Source organism: Pseudomonas sp. AC169 (assembly GCF_979258515.1).
Genome location: NZ_OZ409866.1, coordinates 3,488,512 through 3,506,903, shown reverse-complemented (window position 1 = coordinate 3,506,903; position 18,392 = coordinate 3,488,512). Strand labels below are relative to the sequence as shown.

Annotated in this window: 8 protein-coding genes; all 8 read right to left on the bottom strand. The window is 57.1% G+C overall.

Features of this window, described 5'->3' with window-relative positions; all coding sequences use genetic code 11:
* Positions 1-50: 50 nt before the first annotated feature.
* The 8 genes from ACZZ0G_RS15715 to ACZZ0G_RS15680 all read right to left on the bottom strand — a co-directional run bounded on the left by ACZZ0G_RS15715 (position 51) and on the right by ACZZ0G_RS15680 (position 18,363).
* Positions 51-1,301, bottom strand: coding sequence for a 5-methylcytosine restriction system specificity protein McrC (locus ACZZ0G_RS15715; protein ID WP_108118920.1), 1,251 nt, complete (start codon positions 1,299-1,301; stop codon positions 51-53).
* Positions 1,298-3,484: an McrB family protein gene (locus ACZZ0G_RS15710; RefSeq protein WP_463556750.1), complete on the bottom strand. Its 2,187-nt coding sequence runs from the start codon at positions 3,482-3,484 to the stop codon at positions 1,298-1,300. Before ACZZ0G_RS15710 ends, ACZZ0G_RS15715 begins: the two co-directional genes overlap by 4 nt.
* A 58-nt stretch (positions 3,485-3,542) precedes the next feature.
* The gene (locus tag ACZZ0G_RS15705) at positions 3,543-4,232 is read right to left on the bottom strand and encodes an RNA ligase family protein (protein WP_463556748.1); all 690 of its coding nucleotides are present in this window, start codon (positions 4,230-4,232) and stop codon (positions 3,543-3,545) included.
* Entirely contained in the window at positions 4,229-4,762 is a 534-nt protein-coding gene (locus tag ACZZ0G_RS15700; RefSeq protein ID WP_108118923.1) for a hypothetical protein, read from the bottom strand. Before ACZZ0G_RS15700 ends, ACZZ0G_RS15705 begins: the two co-directional genes overlap by 4 nt.
* Entirely contained in the window at positions 4,759-6,087 is a 1,329-nt protein-coding gene (locus ACZZ0G_RS15695; protein ID WP_463556747.1) for an AAA family ATPase, read from the bottom strand. The genes ACZZ0G_RS15700 and ACZZ0G_RS15695 overlap by 4 nt, the downstream gene beginning before the upstream one ends.
* Positions 6,088-6,096: 9 nt before the next feature.
* Positions 6,097-10,203 (bottom strand): Eco57I restriction-modification methylase domain-containing protein, encoded by a 4,107-nt coding sequence (locus tag ACZZ0G_RS15690; protein WP_463556746.1) that lies wholly within the window; start codon positions 10,201-10,203, stop codon positions 6,097-6,099.
* A gap of 70 nt (positions 10,204-10,273) precedes the next feature.
* Positions 10,274-13,117 (bottom strand): helicase-related protein, encoded by a 2,844-nt coding sequence (locus ACZZ0G_RS15685; RefSeq protein ID WP_463556745.1) that lies wholly within the window; start codon positions 13,115-13,117, stop codon positions 10,274-10,276.
* Positions 13,114-18,363, bottom strand: a complete 5,250-nt coding sequence (locus ACZZ0G_RS15680; RefSeq protein ID WP_463556744.1) for a DEAD/DEAH box helicase — start codon at positions 18,361-18,363, stop codon at positions 13,114-13,116. The genes ACZZ0G_RS15685 and ACZZ0G_RS15680 overlap by 4 nt, the downstream gene beginning before the upstream one ends.
* Positions 18,364-18,392: the final 29 nt, after the last annotated feature.

Sequence of the window (18,392 nt, the reverse complement as noted above, 5' to 3'; positions counted from 1 at the left end):
GTGAGCACGATGAAAGACCTTCATTGAACAGCAGCGCCAGCCGCGTCACTTCAGCCTTCTGCTAACCACCCGTGCAAGCACTCGAAAACAGCATCGCGCCTAGTAAGTACCCCAGCCAAATCAACGCTGCAGATCACCAGTTGCACATCCGTGCCTTGGATCGATAGCTTGTCACGCACCCCTGGACTGACGCCTTCCATCGCCGGATAGATCAGCGCCAGCCGCTGACATTGGTAGCGCTGGGCGTAGCTGACCAACTGATACAGGTCGGCTGATGAAATACCCAGCTTGCGCTCTTTGAGATTAAGGATTTTCCACTTGGCATCTGCAATAGCGACCACCTGCGTTCCATGGAGCACCGAGATATCTGGGCGCAATTGGAACACCTCACGCCCTACCTCATTGACCGCAAGATGGCGACGTGGCCCCTGAGCCTGGATGTGATGATCCTTGAAGGTGCGGCGCATCCGCCAGGTAACATAGCCTTCAAACAAACGGTTCATATCGAACAGCAGGGCCAGCGCCGGCATACCGCCGGCAGTCACATTAGGGTGCAGTGCACGTAGAAAGTCCCCACAACGCTGGAATACGGGCTGCCAACGCTGATTGAGCCGATCGAACGCCAGCCCCTCAACTGCCTCAGACGTGAAATTGCGATCCGAAACCGCCGCAAGGTGTATCAGCAGCTCATTGATGCCACGCTTGATACCGGGATGCTGGGTGCGCCGCAACAGCAGACCTAGCACATGGCGTAGCACCTGGTTGTATGGGGTGTCGATATCGAACTCATCAAAACGGCAATGTACTCGCTGCGGTGTGAAGGCATTCAGCCGCACCTGCCTGACCAAATCAATTCGTCCGCGTACGGTGCTGAGTTCATCTTGTCTCGGCACATATCGACGAATCAGTCCGAGCTGCATCTGCTGAGCGATCATGCCGCGAAAGTGTTCAATGAACACATCCAACAGAGCATGTCTTTGTTGGCCCAGTGAAGCCTCTCCGATACTGGGCGGCGACAACGAACCGGTTAGCTGCAGCAGGCGTACTAGAATCTGCCGGCACAACTGCGCGTCACGCTCGTGGCGAGCGATCTTCGGTAGTACCTCGATGATTAGCTCACCGAGCTGGATCACCCCGCAAAACTGGGTGAATTTCACCGCTGTCCGCCGCCACTCAAGCGCCTTGGCTGGCAAGGAAGCAGCAAGCTGTTCGAGCAATACCGCTTGTTGCAAGCTCAGAGACTGACCGCCTCCGGCTCGAATGGGTAGCCACTCGTGCTCGAGAACCTGCAATAACGTCATGCCAGGAGCTCATAGATCTTTCGGATGGCCTCTGGACTGATCTCACCTGGTGAACACACCTCGTAGCGCTGCGACTCGGGAAGGTCATCCTCCAGCTCGCCGAAGATATCGCTCGCCAAGTCACTGAATTCGCGGACGATCTGCATTTCAAGCGGAGCCTTTACATCCCCGAATATCAGCCGAATGCGCTGCCAGTCGTTGTAGAAGACTTCTTGCAATAGCGGAATGACTTCGCGGCACAGCACACTGCGCAACCCTTCCATGTCGCTCACTCGAGTAAGGAAGGCATGACCGATTGTTTGATCCCGGTGCAGCAAATAAGCGATACGACGGTTCAGCGTATCCAACAACGCGCGCAGGTTCAGCACACCACCCTCGCCATCCGGGATATACCCATCCCCCTGTGCCCCTGAAATCACCAGCGAATCAGGCATCAGCTCACGGAATTGGAAGCGTCGGCGCAAGGCCGCATCCAGTAGCGCAATCGAACGGTCCGCCGTATTCATGCTGCCGTAGATATCTAGGTTGCGTGGTACTCCGAAATGCTCCCCGGAGTAAGGCAGAGTCAGCTCCATGCCATCCAACAGTCGGCCTTCGATGTCATAGTGGGCGCGCTTGTCCACCTCAATTAGCGTGATCAGCTCACCCAGGATCTTCGCCACATTGCCGCGGTTGATCTCGTCGATGAAGATGGCATAGCGATGCTGCGGATTCAGCCTGGCCCGTTCACACAGCCGCTTGAACACGCCTGGCTTCACTGCATAAATAACACCCTGACCGTCAGCGGACGGTTCAGGACGTATACCCTCAATGAAATCTTCGTAGCTATAGGACTGATGGAAAGTGACGAACTCGTAGCGCTTAACCAAATGCTGATTGGACGACTTCGGGCCTTTCTTGATCAGCTCCGAATGCTCGATCCACTCAGCGCAACTCTCCTTCCAGTCCCCTGCAAGAAACCATCTCCCTTCCTCGTCCTTATCGAACACATGCGGAGCCCTCCGGGCTGCCGTATCGCGTTGAACGGTCGCTGAGTCGAGAACTGTATGACTCTGCAATGCCTCCCAGCAAGTCGCGCGCAGGTTACTGTTGCTACTGCGAGACTTCGCCTTAGCGACAAAATAGCGATGGCCCATCAACTGACTAACTTTCGCTTTGCCCCCCAGGGCGTGAAGGGCCATGAAAATCACCTGCCACCAGACCACATCCACTAAGTTAGAAAGGAGCCACTCGGTCTCCGTCAGCGTGCTCGAACTGTCTTCATACTTGGATAGGCGCGCTTTCAGGCTATGAGTCTTACCGGTACCAGGAGGGCCATAAAAGATCAGATTCCGCGGTTCCTCGACCAGCAATGGCTTACCCGAAGGCGGCTGTTCAGTTTCAGGCTTTGCCAGGCGCCAACGATCTGCCCAAGGGCTTGTATAAAAGTCCACTTCACTACCTGCTGCGGTCTCCTCGGCCTGCCGAATTTCCAGCAACTCTCTGTCGAGCTTAATCGCTGGCCATGCCTTCACCTCAGGAAGTGCCAAAGTCTTGAAGGCAGATATGATGCTAGCTTTGTCATTGGGGCTGGCAATCCGCTCGAAAGTCCCCGGGAACAACAAATGAAGCAGAATATGCCGCATCTGCCGGCCGCCGCCCCATGGCTGAGCATCCAACCATTCAGCACAGTGCCAAGGCTCCTTCAGATACTCCTCTTGCTGAGCGCGCGGTAACTGATGAAAAGCCTTGACCATTCGAATCAACCAAGCCAGCTCTTCAGCCCGGTAACGATTAAAGCCCTGCCCTGCCGAGCCTAGCCCCTCAAGGGTTTCGTCTGTCATCAGCGTATTACTGAGCGGAAAATCGCTCCCCGACCAACTCCATACCTGCTTGATATTTTCGCGCTTCTTGGTCGCCGTTACATTGCTTTGGAACAACATCACCACCCAGAGCACCTCGGCCATCAGTTGGATAGCCTCGGGCGACGCATCAGCCAACTGCCCTTTAAGCTTCTCCAAGAAGACCGCCGAGGTCTCATCGGGGCTGTCGATGAAACGCAAATGCAGCTCACCAAGCAGATCACTGGTCCAGCGCGGGCCAACAGCAAAAAGCGTCTGACCGTCGAGCAGGCAGTTTTGCTTCCACTGCTCGAAGGCGGCAAAGATGGGTGCTGCATTGTGATGAGGGTTGAAAGTCGACATGACGTTCCCTGTAAAAGCAACTGCGAATTCAGGTACCAGACGCACCTGACGTTAAGTACTACTGCGCGTTGTAGTCCACCCGATTCCACTCAATCGCACGCTTACGCCAATGCTGTTCGATGGCCTGGGTAAAGTCGGCGCGGACAATCTTGGCGCGAGCCTCGCACCAGTCGGCAGATTCGCGGCGGATAACCAGCCCCTCCAAAGGGCCGCTACGAAAATGACTAGACGAAATCTGTACCTGCTCAAGTAGCGACTTCACACTGGTTCGCCCAGAACACACCTGCGGCACGATCTTCAAACCAGCCTGGGCGGCCAGCGTATTACGCCGCGTGGTGCTCCAGAACTTACCGGCGTGGCGGTCATATACATCGAACAACAGGAACCAGTCCGGCAAGGTGCCGTAATCCAGTGAATGCCGAGCAGCACACCACTCGCCGAAAAGCAGCAGTTCGGGGCGTAAAACCACGCGGATCGCTTTGCCATGCTGGGCCAGCCAGGCAGGCAGGCGTGAGAACTGCCCGGCATGCGGCTCCTGTAGGTACTGGCCACGATTCTGTGCACGCAGTTGGCCGTCGTCCGCCAATGAGAGGCCCAAATTTGCCCCGTCGAGCTTTTCCTCCACCGCCACGCTACCCGCCAGCAGGACCTTGGCCTCCGCTGCGTCGAGCACCTTGTCGTCGCGGGGTTTATCTGCACCCAACCAGACAAGATGTGGTGTGTGGGGGAAACGAAAGAACTCAGTCATCGCAACTGCTTTTCTGCATGTTTCTGCCGCGACCAGTCTTCAATGATGGGATCAAGCAGTATCTGATGGGTCTGAAGCGCCACTTCCCAGTCATGCCAGTCCGTGTCGCCAGCAAAAGCGACACACCCCTCCCCGAACGCTACATGTGAAGCCAAAGCAGCAGCCACCATCTTCCTGTCTGCTAAATCATGTACCACGGCCTGTAAGGATTGCGGTAAGACTCCACCGTTCTCATCGTATTCCACTGTCACATTGTCCACGGCGGCTGTGCTCCACTTGTGCATCACCACCTGAATGCCGAAGTCGTTAAATCCCAGCTTGTGATTGTACTCCTCATAAATTTGGCCCTCCCCATCTAGGACCAACCGGGAGTCGCTCTGCTGAAAGCTGTCCAGCCAGGTCCAGACCACCATGCGCAGCGCCGGATCTTGAGGAGTTGCGTCAATGTCACTGGGATGTACCGGATCAGCAGCACTCGCTGCGATCAGCACATTGGTATCGACCACATAACGCGCTTTCAAATCTTTCATGATTTGGCACCTTTCTGACGCTCAAACATCAGTCGTGCCTGTTCGCGTGTCTCACCCAACGCATCACCAAAGAAACCTTCAGGCCAATTCCTTACCCGTCCAAACGCATCAAGCTCCAACTCACGTAACCTTGCATAGTTATGTTCGCGCTCGACGAAGTACATCGCTGCCTCGGCTACTGTACTAATTTCCTGCTTTGCCACAAGCGTCTGCATACGCCGGAACAAGTGCTCTGAGTGTGTCTCGACGATGAACTGCACCTTGCGCTCACGGCTGATCTGGGCAAACAGTTCGGCCAAAAGGGACTGCGCCAACGGGTGCAGATGACTTTCTGGTTCCTCGATGATCACAATATGTCCGGGCTCGGCAAACAGAGCCGACACGATGACCGGAAGAACCTGCGATACTCCTACGCCTACATCCTTGAGGTTCGACATGTTGCCCTGATTCTCGATCAGCAGCTCATAACGCGCCGAGCCACCCAGCGCACGAATGGTAAGGCCATCGGCGAGCCCCATTTCCTTCAGCCAGTGGATAGTCTGCTGGAAGAGTTGCGCCTCAGCTGGCGGGGCCTTTCTGCCCCTGTGTGCAGCTTGTAACGCCACCCCACTGGCAATCAGTGCATCCACGGCCCTCGCGCCATCATCGCCGATACTAGCTGGCATACGGCCTGCCCAGATGTAATCGCGCTGGGCAAGGCGGCGAACCGGCCCCAGATAGATGATCTTGCCCAGCTCATCCAGCAATGCGGGGCCAATATCCCTGATCAGTTCGCCTCGCGTGCCCAGTGAGGCAATCGCCGAGGCTGCAAAGGCGAAGGAGCGCTGAGGCCGAAAGTGCGGGCTTTGCCCCACAGGGCGATGCTCCGCTCCCAACTGCAAGCGGTAGATGCCCGGCCTGCGCCGCGCCACGAAAAAGCCCTGACCATCCTTCCCAAGACGCAGATAATCCAGCTCGGCACTGCCACCCGGCCCCTGCCGGTAGCGTGCGGAAAAGATGGTTGCCTCTTCTGGCTGGCCGGACTCGCTCCACTTGAATTCGACCCCGACCTGATTGGCCTTGATCGCCTCAGACTCACCGCCATGACGGCACAGCAGATCCTTGAATTGCCCCAGCGTGACGGAGTCACCTTCATCAGGGTTGCCGAGATTCAGATCTAGGTTGGGGTCGTCACCTTTCACCGTCTGGCGGATCAGCAATAGACTTTGGATCAGGCTGGACTTGCCTGAAGAGTTAGTACCCAGCAGCAGGGTGATCGGAGCCAGACGCATGGCCCCGGTGGAGCGCCAGATTTTGAAGTTATCCAGTTTCAGATGGGTCAGCATGTTCGCTCCTTAAACCAGCTCGCCCTGCTCCAATTTGTCCCACGCCTCGAGCACCAGGTTCTTGGTGCGATACTCGCCGAACTCACGGATCTCATAGCGTTTCAGCACTGAAAAAGTCTCGGAGGGATAGCCTGGCTTTGCAGACTCTGGATCCAAGATAAATGCAAGTTCAGAACGATTCAGACCATACAAGTAAGCAAAGTAGGCATCTAGCTCAGCCTGCAGGCAGCACCGACGATCCGGATCGAAGGAGAATGGAGCACCAGAATACCCCAAATCAGCCGCCCACTTCCTCAAGTCCACTGCCGTATATGAAAGTTCTAAAACTCTTGGAACAATAAATTCCAGATCAACTTCACCATAAGAAAAAGGCGAAATCACTGGAAACTGCCTCATTGCAAAATAATTAAGATTCAAGCCACCAACCTTATTCCTGACGACATAGTCGAGCACAAGACTAGAAAGATTCCCCAAAAGAGCAGCATATAACCGGCTATCACTAAAATCCCGAGGCATCAAAATATTCAGACTGTCACCTGCCCCTGCATATGGCAGAACAGCAGAAATCAGCGTCCTCGCACTTGCTCGTGAATCCGTGATTTTACGAAATGCGAAATACCATTCTTTAGACCAAGAGAAATCATTCGCTCTAGACTCCACATCAGTATCACGCACCCAATAATAGGGCGAGGGCAGATATTCCGGACTCCGTAGCCTTAAAACATCTACATCAGGCAGTATGTGTGCCCGCTGCCCGCCAGCATCAGAAAAGTCACCATATCGATGAGTGTAAATATGCATGAGCTTAGACTCATACAAGGGAAGCCAGACATCGTCGTTTAGACAGAGCTTATTTCCATCCAAAGCCTCCCACTCACCTTCAAGCCCCGCTTTACTTTTGAAGCGATATGAGTCGTTCGCCATATGGAACATCGCCATAAAGCGAACACCCCAAGGATTCAGTTCCGCCTCCCCTGCGGCAGCTTCGCGCACCAATACTGGAACCCGTGCATATATACCACGGGTAATATCCGCATCCATCCGCGAACGGAAGATCGGGCAGGTACGGGTATTGGGGTTTACCTGGAAGATTTCTTCAGCTGTTAACGTGAATACACGCTCAGGATTCTGCAGTTCATCAAGCTGCTTGCCCTGGAACAGGAAGCGCGTCGCGCCTGCCTGCTGTTGGGAGCCCAGTACTGTAGTCAAGGCAAAGCGAAGCATATGCCCCTGGCCTGCGCCCTTGAAATAACCTTCGTTTTCGAACTCGAAAAAGCTCTCGAGCGACCGTTGCTCGATCAGGTCGCCAAAAAATGCCTTGGTGGTGTTATCGGTAGCCAGCCCGGACGGAACGATAAACCCGGCACGTCCCATCGGGCCAATCACCTGGCGGATCGTCTCGGAGAACAGCGCGTAGGTATTCACATCGCCGACACCGGTCAGCGGGAAGCGCCCACCGTCCTCGCCATTCACATGGGCAAATACACTGGCAGCTTCGGCGGTACGGCGGGCAACAATAAACTCACGATATAACCGCTGCTCGGCCTCACGAGTTTCAAAGCTCGATACTTGGCCCGGATATAGGTTTTGTGCCAGCAGCCCCTGCGACAGCCAGTCAATCCGCTGGCTACGCTCAGCCTTATTCCCCGCACTGGCGACCATTTGACTGCGTGAAGCAAAAAACTCCTCCTCCTGCAGCTTGATGCGCTCCCATGGCGGATTGCCCAGCACGCAGTCGAAGCCACCAGCCCTGAATACCTGCGGAAATACCAGCGGCCAGTGCAGTACCCGCGCTTCCTCACAGGCCATAGTTGCCGCACCAAGCTGCTGTTCATGCTGCGTGCTACGAGATTCGCTAAACAGCTCAAGATACAGCGTCTTGCTGGTGGGAATAATGTCCTGCGATACCTCCGTCTTCTCGAGCAGGAAAGCACCAACCAGCAGATTGGCGGCGTGCAGCAAACGACTGCCTTGAGCTTGCTGCTTGTAAGCACGGTAAGCCTGATCCTTGGCGGCGATATCGGCCAGGGTATCGTCAGGCAAAGCATCGAGAGCTTGCAGCTCGTTGTAACCAACCGCAGACTCCAACGAGAGGCTGATGGTTTGCTGGCGATCAAAGGCTTTCTCTAGAGCTTTGAGACCATCCTTGTTTTCCTTGGCGAGCTGCTTGCAGACACTCTTGTCATCTCCAGAAAGCGCCTTGAAGGCATCTTTCGGAATACCTTTTTCCAACTCATTAAGATCCTTGAGACCAAGCAGCGCGTTACCGCACTGTATATGCGCATCAAGGAAGCCCAGCGGTTTACCAGGCTCCAGCGCCTCCAGCCACAGCGCCGTTTTGCACAGCTCAATGGCCATGGGATTAAGGTCAACGCCGTGAATACAGTGCAACACCACTTCACGTAATGCATGGCGGTACTGCGCTTCGGTGTACTGATCGCCGTGAGCGTCCAACTCAGCCACTTTGGCCGCGAGACGACGGGCCGCGGCGAGCAGGAAGTGGCCACTACCGCAGGCTGGGTCGCAGATCTTGATTAACAGCAGCGCAGCACGTGGCTGCTCGGGATTAGCCTTGAGACGCTGGTCGATCACTGGCAACAACGCGGACTGGATCAGCTCCTGCACCAGGCTGTCCGGTGTGTAGTAAGAACCGCTGGTCTTGCGTGCATTGCCTTGGTCACTCTCGCCCTCGGCATCACCGATAAAGCCAAACTGCCAAGGCGAGGCGGCGGGATTGATACGTGGGATGAGCTCGAGCAGCGACTCGTAAACCGAGCCTAGCTCTTCAGTATCCATGTCGCGGTAGTTGATACGGGTGGCACCGTTCTTGCGCTGCACCCAAGTAACGGCACGAATAGCGCCGAGCAGCGCCTTATTACCGAGATGGGCGGACTCTAGATCCTGACACTGCTCGCCCGCGAAAAGTCCGCCAAGAGCTGGAAGACCGAGCAACGGCTGGCCATTACGCAGTGCCGCGAAGGTGGTGCTTAGTGCTTGCCAGAGGTCGGCGTAGTCGTCATACAAGCGTCGCTTACGCGCTCGCTCGCGAAGCAGACTCAGGCTGTAGCCCTGAGCGTATAGGCGGCAGGCCTCCGGTGTGGCCGTCGCAGGATCATGAAGAATATTGCGATCCTCGGCAGTGAGCAAAAACAGCAAGCGGTAGACCAGACGCAGCAACTGCTGGAAGTAGTCATTAGAACTGAGCTGGCCAGTAGAGAGCGCTTCTCGCAGCGCCTTATTGGCTGGATGAGCCACAAAACCACCACCAAGCGCCCTCAGCGCCTGCTCCACACCCGCACGCAAGTCATCGCGCGCGCGCTCGCCCTCAATCGCAGCCTGCTCACACCACTGCTCCAGCCAGCACTGGGTGACTTTACCGTTCTGGGCGAGAAAGCGGCTGGCATGCAGCGTCAGCCATAGGGCAACAAAGTCCGAGTAGAGGTCGTCTTCGAACAGACGAACCAGATCTACCTCGACAAAGGCAGGGCGCGTCATCGACGGGTTGTCGCGCAGGATACGCAACACCAGCCCGTTGCTGACGATGCCCCACAGCGCCTCGCCGCTGGCGTTGAGGTACTCCTGCAGTAGCCCTTGCGGCGAGCGGCGACGACCCTCGTCGCCGAAGGCGAGGTGGCTCTTGTCCAGATCGAAGTCCGGCCCCGTCAACACCAGCGGGATATGCGCAATGCGGCGGGGCTCGCTGCTGGCACCCATTCCCAGGGCAAACCCTGAGTCGGCCGGATCCTGCTCAACATAGCCCGCCTCGTGCGTGAGCGGAAAACGCCGCTCGCCCAGAGAGCGTGGCTGGCGGCAGGCCTGCAAATCTGTGAAAGCAAACACCTGCTGCAACAATGGCACCAGAAAACGCTCTACGGCTAGCATCGTACGATCAGCGTCCTGACGCTGACGTGCCTCGTTGAAAGCCTCCCACTCAGCCTTGGCAATACGCCAGTAACGACTGACCTCATCACGCAGCTTAAGGGTGCGGTGGAGGCCGTAGTCAGTACTGCCCTGCCCCTTGAGTTTGAGGTCACGCACGGCATTGAGGAACTCGCCTGGAAAAATACCGCCTTCGACACGCAAGCTGTCGAATTCACGGTGGATGGTGCGGGTCATGTGGTGATTTCCGTGTCTTGCCTGCCGGCATGGGCCGGCAGGCGAACATTCATTATTGTCAATCAGCGTTTCAGATCAGTTGTGCGTCCGGCATAAGCACGTAAATGCCGACCACATCGACCGGTAGCTGCGGATACACGTCATAGGTCCCTTTGGCCTTGGCGGCATCACGCACACGACGGTGATCCTTGAGCAGTTCGTTGGCACGCTGGCGGGCGATATCGTCGAGCGCCGGCTGCCAGGCTTGCACATGCTCCAATGCTTGCTCGACCTGCCGCTGACGCATCTCGGGCGTCATATTGCGGCTTACCGGCTGCTGCATTAGAGCCAGTACCTCGGTTGGAGTAATGACTTGCGGTGGATTTTGGCCGTTAACAGCAACAGCGATAGCCTCTTCAGCGAGAAGTTCGCGGCGTTGACTGGCTCGCGTCATAGTCAGCTGGGTGCGCAGACGAACCAGTAGCACAGTAGTACGCAGCGCTACTGCCCGGGTGAACCAGGCACCGGCCCGACAGGCTGCTGCACTGCCGCCCCCTTTAAGCGCCTCCTCAGCGAGCTGGTCAGCCAGCCCAGCTACCAACGGGTGCGTACGGTGGATATGCTCGGCCATCCCAGCCGGTGGATAGCTGAAGTCAATGTTGCGCAAGCTATCAATACCGGACTGAGCGAGACGGTCTCGCAGTGGTTCGGGCAGCTCGGCATAGGGTAGACGCATGATCTGCTTGTACTGACTCAGCGGCGCATTAAGCGCCTGGCAGGCGGCAATAACGAAGCGGCGCACGTCAGCCTCGTCACCCAGCACCTCGGACATACGTGCGAATTCGGGAATGACATCCTCTGGTTTGAGAGTTCGCTGGGCAAAAATGGTCTGGTTGCGGCGCGCCTTTTCTTGAGCGTTCTGCCACTTGCTCTCCAGGTCATCTTCGATGGCCTGCTGACTGTCGAAACCAAAGTCCAAGGAGAAGTTGTGCTTCATCTCGTCGCGAGTGAGCAGCACGGTTCGCATAATTGCCTGACTGATACGGGCTTCATCCTCAGGCATGGGCACGGAAATACCCAGCGCTTTGCGGATGCTATCTGCCTTGCGAATGATGACCTGCAGAACCGCACCGTCCACAGGATTATCAGACCCATATAGCGTCAGAGCACGCACTTTGCTGGAACGCTGTCCAAATCGATCCACGCGGCCTTCACGCTGTTCATGGCGAGTCGGGTTCCAGGAGAGATCGTAATGAACGACAGCGTCGAATACATCCTGCAGGTTGATACCTTCAGATAGACAGTCGGTAGCGACCAGGATGGCCGGCTTGTCGACGTCGCGTAGGACGAGAATCTTTTCCTCGCGCTCGCCGGGGCTGAGCTCACCTGTGATGCTTGTCACTTCGTGATCTTTGAACAACGGCTGCAGGGCCGCCGCCACGTAGTGAGCGGTAGCGATATAGCGGCAGAAGACCACCGGCTTGAAGCCCTGTTTGACCAGCGACTTGATCTCGATGATCAGCTGCTGGAGTTTCGGGTCGTTGTCATCGGCTAGACCAGCGGCCTTTTCGATCAGGTTGCGCAGACGCTCGGCATCCTCCTCCACCACAGCACCTGGTTCGATGTCGTCGGTAGAAAGTCCATGCTCGCTGGAGCCATCCAGCACAGTGTTGATGCCCATGGCCTCAATTTCTGCCAGTTGAGTAGCATCATTGACAGCACCATAACCTTCGGCTCGCTTGAGCCGAGTCTGCAGCGCGCGCACGGCGGCTGCGGGCGAGGAAGAGATACACCTCAGCAATGCTAGAGCAGCCCACCAATTGAGACGCTGATGCAGGGTATCCAGACCTTCCGCCTCACGAACCAACTCGCGGGCGTAATCGAGCACATCGCTGAACAACGCCCCCCAGGAGCCGCTCAGCTGATAGGTCTTTTCTGCTGTTTCGCGTTGAGGAAAGCGCGTGCTGTCTTGCCATTCACTGATATCGACCCGGCGGCGCTGGACCAGGTGATCACCGAGCTGTTTGTACAGCGGGTGGTCGGCGCGGGAAACATCCTTCAGACCTACAAAGGCCTTGTTCAGCAAGCCGAGCAGGTTGTAGTAGGCGTCCTCGTTGCCACTGTGAGGGGTGGCCGTGAGCAGTACCAAGTGACGCTCGGTGTCATCGGCCAGGGCGCGCAGCAGTCGGTAGCGCTGGTGCTTACCGCGACTGAGGCCCTCGGCGCAGGTGTGTGCCTCGTCGACGATGACCAGTTCAGGACAGGCGTTCTGGAACTCGTCGCGGCGCCGGTCAGACTTGATGTAGTCAAGGCTAACCACGGTGAAGGGGTATTCGGTGAATATTGAGGTGTGGGTCTGCAGGCCTCGCTCCAGACGCTCGACGGTACCAGTGGTGACCACCTCGGCGCGAATATTGAACTTACGTTGCAGCTCTTCCTGCCACTGTTCGCAGAGGTGCGGCGGGCAAAGTACGGTGAAGCGCTGGATCTCGCCACGGTCGAGCATTTCCCGGGCGATCAGCCCGGCTTCAATGGTCTTACCGATACCTACATCGTCGGCGATCAGCAGGCGAATCACTTCGTGTTTGAGCGCCATTAGCAGCGGGACCAGTTGGTACGCGCGCGGCTCGACGTTGATGTGACCTAGCGCGCGGAACGGGCCAGCTCCAGCACGCAGTTTTAGTAGCAAGGCATCACGCAGAAGCAGCGCCGAATTCTGCGTACCGCGCTGTGCCTGAGTAGCATCGGGCAACGGGAAGGTCGCCGGTTTCGGCGCCTCTCGCTCAAGCAGAGCGTGAATAACAATTACATCGTCGTCCGAGCCACCCAATGAACGCAAATGCAAACGAGGGCCGTCGGACTCAGGCAGTACGATCCATTCACGCCCGCGGGCGCTGACGATGCTGCCGGGTTGAAACTCCTGAAAAGCGCTCATGCGCGGAAATCTCCAAAAATGTCCGGATAGCGGCGCACGACGTCGGGCCAGCTACGGGTATCACGGGTGAAGCGGATGACCGTAAAACCATGGTCTACCAGCTCGCGGGTCAACTGCTCGTCGAACGCGCGCTGACCCGGCTGCTCATGGTGTGGGCCATCGATATAGACCAGTGCCAGCGCTTCCCGATAAACAAAGTCGGGCCGGGTCTGTTGGGACTCCAGGTAATGCTGGGCAAGATCTGGCTTGCGCAACTGATGTTGCTCGATGAAATCCAGCCATGCCTGTTCCAGGCTGCTGGCGGACTGCTGACGCAGGTTGGCCATGTGGTCCTGCCCTTCGCCGTCGAGGTGTCCGACTTCTAAGGTGGCGCTAGCCAGAGCGCAGAGCAGGTCAGTGACCTCATTGAGCTTGCGATCCAGCAGTTTGTGGTCGGGCTGATTGTAGTAGCTGAGTAGGCAGCGATAACAGGCTGCGTCGCACTCCTCGCTTGCGTTCTCCAGGCTGAAGGCCGACCAACTGTCGTCCGGGCTCCGGTAGTGCATGATCTCCAGCGCCCGGCGTGTGACGCGCGGTAGTCCGGCCGGATCGGTAGCCAAGCGAGTGAGCACACCAGCACCGCCTTCGGCCGACTCGTAGAACAGCATGCTGTTGCGCTCGTCGCGACCAGGCAACGGCTCGACCATCAGCTCGCTTTCTTCAAGCTGGAACTCAGCCTCAATACCGCGCTTAAGGGCGTACTGCAGGGTGGCCATGCCACCTTCATCGAGTGGTATCGAAGGCTTGATCACCAGGACATTTCGACGATCCTCGACAAAGGGCGAGATACGCTGAGCCTGGATTCTATCGATCTCGGCGTTCTCGTTTTCCTCCTTGGGCGCCTGCTCGTCGTTGCTCCAGTAGCCGCTAACCGGGTCAATTTTGAAGCCGTAGATCTCCGTATCCTTACGGCGGCGCCAGCCAAGATTCATGCGCCACACCGTGGCGGCCGGAGCATATTGCAGGTCGAGCAACGGAGCATCACCCTGCAGCATCAGGCTGCGGACTACTTTGGGCACGCCATTTTTTTCCTGATACTGCAAGGTGGTACGCACCTCGTAGCCCTGTCGCATGCGCTCTTCTTCATCACATGTGATGCGGGTAACCCGTTGGGTGCTGACGTTCTCAATACGGAACAGGTTGTTGATGACCTTACCGCCTGCCAGCGGTGCCTGGCACGACAGGCACTGTTCGTAGTGCCGCTGATTGCGGAAATGTCCGTAGCCACAGGCGGGACACAGCAGAGCCTCTTCGGTAACAATCCGAGCCTCGTTGGTGCCCTGATTGCGCACACCTAGAATCACTCGCTTGACCCGGTACTGACTGCCTTCGTGGTAGATCAGGCTCAGCGGTCCAAACTCAGAGATAGCCAAAAAGCGCGGACGAGATAGCACGCTGTCACGGCCGACCCCCCCCATACGGCCGGGTATGAACGCGGAGAGGGGAAGACGCGGGAAGTTGTAACCGGGCAGGAAGCCCTGACTGGCCAGGTAGCGGTAGGTCTCGAAATCCGAATGACCGCCCCCGCTGGTTTCCAGCAGCAGATTATGCTGAATCATCGCCTCGCGGTGACGACGCTCGGCAATCTTGCGCTCTTTCTCGGGCGCTGCCGGGTTGGTCATGATCGCGCTCGCCTCGTCGATCTGCCTGCGCGTGGAGGCATAGAGGTCACGCCAGCGTTGAAGAGCCATGTCGAAGCGTAGGAAAGTGGAACCAAGCTTGGCATCCAGCCATTGAGCAGCAGCCTCGTCAACAGGCTTGCTGCGGTCCAGCCAAATACCCTGCGCGCTTGTTAGCTCGTCACGCAGCATGCCCAGCAAACGAGTTCCGCGTCGACCTGCCCGCGCCAGCGCGTCCTTGTTGCCGAGTGCAACCACATAGTCGTCGAGCAGCGGCATCTCGCTGGGGCTTTCCATATCCAGCATGGTGTTGATGGTCGAGGGCAGCTTGCAGCCAGTTTCCGCCAGCCAGGTGGCGAACAGGTGACTTTCCACCAGATCCTCATTAGCTAGGTCTAAGGTCGGCGGGCTGACCTCTCCATAGACCATGCGCCGCGGCTCCTGGAAGAAGTACTGGTCGTGTGGGCTGAGTGCAGCGCAGTAGGTGATGATCAGCGCCGGTTGCCCGGAACGCCCTGCCCGGCCACTGCGCTGGGCGTAGTTGGCCGGGGTCGGCGGCACATTACGCAGGTAGACGGTATTGAGCGAGGCGATGTCCACGCCAAGCTCCATGGTCGGCGAGCAGAACATGGCGCGCAGATCGCCTGCACGGAAGCGCTCTTCACGCTCCTCACGCAACTCTGCTGGTACCTGGGCCGTGTGCTCACGAGCCTCTAGGGTGAACAAATCACGCTGCTGGCTCTCTAGCATGTCAGCAACGCCGTTGTAGAGCCGCTGGAAATAGGGGTTACGGCTGACCGTCTGGTTGAGCAGGTCGGGCCGTGGATCACCTTTACCCATGCGCCAAAGCAGAGCCTCGCCGAGCACCTGATAACCGCGAATGCCCTTCTCGAGTTCGACGCCCTCGATCAGCCCATAGCTTTCGACGATATCCAGCAGATCCTGGATGAACTGTGCGTAGTTAGCTTCCTTAAGTGGCTCATAATGTCCACCCTCCCAGAACGAAGTGGTCTTAACCACCTGGCCAAAGCGGGTACGCAGGCCCAGGGGCACCGTGTTCAGGTCTTTGCGGGGTTTACTGAGCGTAGCGTAGCCGGCTTCGGTGAGGATCTCGTCCTCGGTAAAGGCCCATGGTTCCTTGAGATGCTGACGGCTCTTGTTTTTCCACTCTTCGAGATTGTAGCGATCGAGGTAGCGGGTCTTGATGCATAGGTTGCGACGCATCACGTCTAACAGCATCTGCACCAGCTTCTGTCGCACGGTGGGGCTGGCGAGCGCCAGCATCGGGTGTACCTGACGCTCACCTGCGACTCCAGGCCTGGAGGTTTTCTGCCAGCGGGCATCGTCGTCGCAAAGGGTCGGCAGGTCCTCGTACTCGATGCGCAACAGGTCAAGCTGTTCGAGGTTGGGATTGTTGAAGCGCCAGCCGCGGCGCAGATCGAAATACAGCCGGTAACCGAGGATGTTGCGCATGGTCTCCTCGGCATCGCGGCGCAGCCGCGGCGCGACGTTGCCGGGATTCTGCAGATATTCGCTGCGGATCAACGGATCATCGATCGCGAAACCTAGGGCTTGGAAAACCTGCTGCGTGATTTGGCTGTCGCTGAGCGGATCGTCGCCACGCTGACGCACGCAGCTGAACAAGGCACTGCGCATCAGCAGTATCTGCATGAAGTCGTTGAAGTGCCCGGCCTGCAACGAAGCGTCCTGACGGTTGTCGGTGAAGCCAAGCAGCTTGCGGGCATCAGCGGCCAGTTCGCTGTCCGCACCCAGCATATACCGCAAGGCGGAAATGCTCAGAATAGTGGTGGCCGAACTGCGCCCTTCACCAGATAGGCCGGACAGCCGCGTCCAGTCCCGACCACGCGACTGATTGGCACCGCAGCACAAACAAAAACGGAAGCTGCCGGGAATAAACCAGCTGCGCACGCCCTGCAAGGTTGTCTGGCCATTGCTAGCGGCAAAGACCTCCTGCGGCTTGTATTTGCGGTAGGAGGACTTGATGCGAGGTTCCTTACCAGCTAGCTCAACCCAGCTTTCTGGATAACTCTCGAGGTTTTCACCATCCCAACTGCGCTGAGGATCGATCATCAGAAAGCCGTGGTGCACATCCTCATCGTCGTGACTGGTTTCCTTGATGCTGCGCGGTGCAAATGAGCGATTGCCGTTCTCGACTTCATCCCAAACTGGATAGTACTCCTGGCCACAATTGCGGCAGAAATGCACACTGTAAAAACGCCGTTCGCGCTCACCAGCAATAGTAAGCTGCCCGGATAAATCCAGCTTGCGTGTGCCTGGCGCTTCCAAAGTGGCGTACAGGTCAGCGGCACCGGAGACGAACTGGTGCAAGCGGAAGGCGAATAGAGGTTTGCCACTAACGTCCTTACACTGATAAGCCGTCAGAAGGAACTCAGATAGGTAGACTGCGCAACGCTCGGCCGACTCTCCGCTCGAATCGGCAAGCCGACGGGCGGCCTCCTCGATGCTAAGCGGTTTTGCGCGCACCCAACGGCCTTCGGTATGCGAGAGTCCGAGCGTCAGCTCGACCCAGGCGGAAATAGGGTGTTCACGCAAGCTCTTGAAGGTGGGGGTCTGCGGCACGCTGGTATTGATGGCACTGGCCAGCACATCTGCAGCGGGGATCTCCAGTGCTGGAGTCACCCGCTGCAGAGTTTCGGTGATGATGTTTTCCGGTTTGACCTTCGCCCCAAAGATCTTCCCGGCAACTTCAGCTACAACCTTGTTGCGTTCGGCGAGAGTGCCTTTTGTGGACATGGTGGCTGATGTGCCAACACACAAAAGACCACTATTTAGGCGTTCGCGCACCCTTCGCACCAGCATAGCAACGTCCGCCCCCTGACGGCCGCGATATGTGTGGAGTTCGTCCAGTACCAAAAATTGCAGTCCATCTGCCGCCTGTATAAAAGCACGATCTTGCTCGCTCTGCCGGGTCATCAGCAGTTCGAGCATCATAAAGTTTGTGAGGATGATGTCTGGCGGATTGATGCGCATTCGATCGCGTTCGTCGGCCTTTTCTTGTCCGGTGTAGCGACCGTAGGTTACCGGACGCCGCTCAGTGCCATAGCTGGCTAAAAACTTTTCCAGCTCCTCACACTGGCTGTTCGCCAATGCGTTCATCGGATAAATGATGATCGCCTTGATGCCCGCTTTGGCGCCCTGCTCCTTGCCCTTAAGGATCGCATCAAAGATCGGAATGAAGTAGCTGAGCGACTTACCGGAGCCCGTGCCAGTAGTCAGAACATAGCTCTCACCTGCTTGGCAGCGAGAAATCGCCTCCTGCTGATGCTTGTGCAAGCTCGCCGGCACGCCTGGTTTTCCGCCTTCCTTACCGAAGCGGAAAATATGCGCACACTCCGGATGTAGGGTCCGGTTGGCAACGAGTTGCTCTATATTCTGCCCGGCGACAAAAAAGGGATTTACCTGAATCAATGGCGATGGCCAGTAACGCCCAGTGCTGTACTCAGCCTCCAAATACGTCCGGATATCCTCAGCTCTCGGATTGGTGAAGCTGCGAGCAAACTGCTCGTAATCTCGAATAACCTGATTGCGAAAGCTAAATGCATCCACCTTGATGCGCTCCTTGGGCTCGAAAATAC

Coding starts and splice junctions, on each gene's coding strand:
- ACZZ0G_RS15705 (WP_463556748.1), bottom strand. CDS start 4,232: ATGACTGAGTTCTTTCGTTTCCCCCACACACCACATCTTGTCTGGTTG.
- ACZZ0G_RS15695 (WP_463556747.1), bottom strand. CDS start 6,087: ATGCTGACCCATCTGAAACTGGATAACTTCAAAATCTGGCGCTCCACC.
- ACZZ0G_RS15690 (WP_463556746.1), bottom strand. CDS start 10,203: ATGACCCGCACCATCCACCGTGAATTCGACAGCTTGCGTGTCGAAGGC.
- ACZZ0G_RS15685 (WP_463556745.1), bottom strand. CDS start 13,117: ATGAGCGCTTTTCAGGAGTTTCAACCCGGCAGCATCGTCAGCGCCCGC.
- ACZZ0G_RS15710 (WP_463556750.1), bottom strand. CDS start 3,484: ATGTCGACTTTCAACCCTCATCACAATGCAGCACCCATCTTTGCCGCC.
- ACZZ0G_RS15700 (WP_108118923.1), bottom strand. CDS start 4,762: ATGAAAGATTTGAAAGCGCGTTATGTGGTCGATACCAATGTGCTGATC.
- ACZZ0G_RS15715 (WP_108118920.1), bottom strand. CDS start 1,301: ATGACGTTATTGCAGGTTCTCGAGCACGAGTGGCTACCCATTCGAGCC.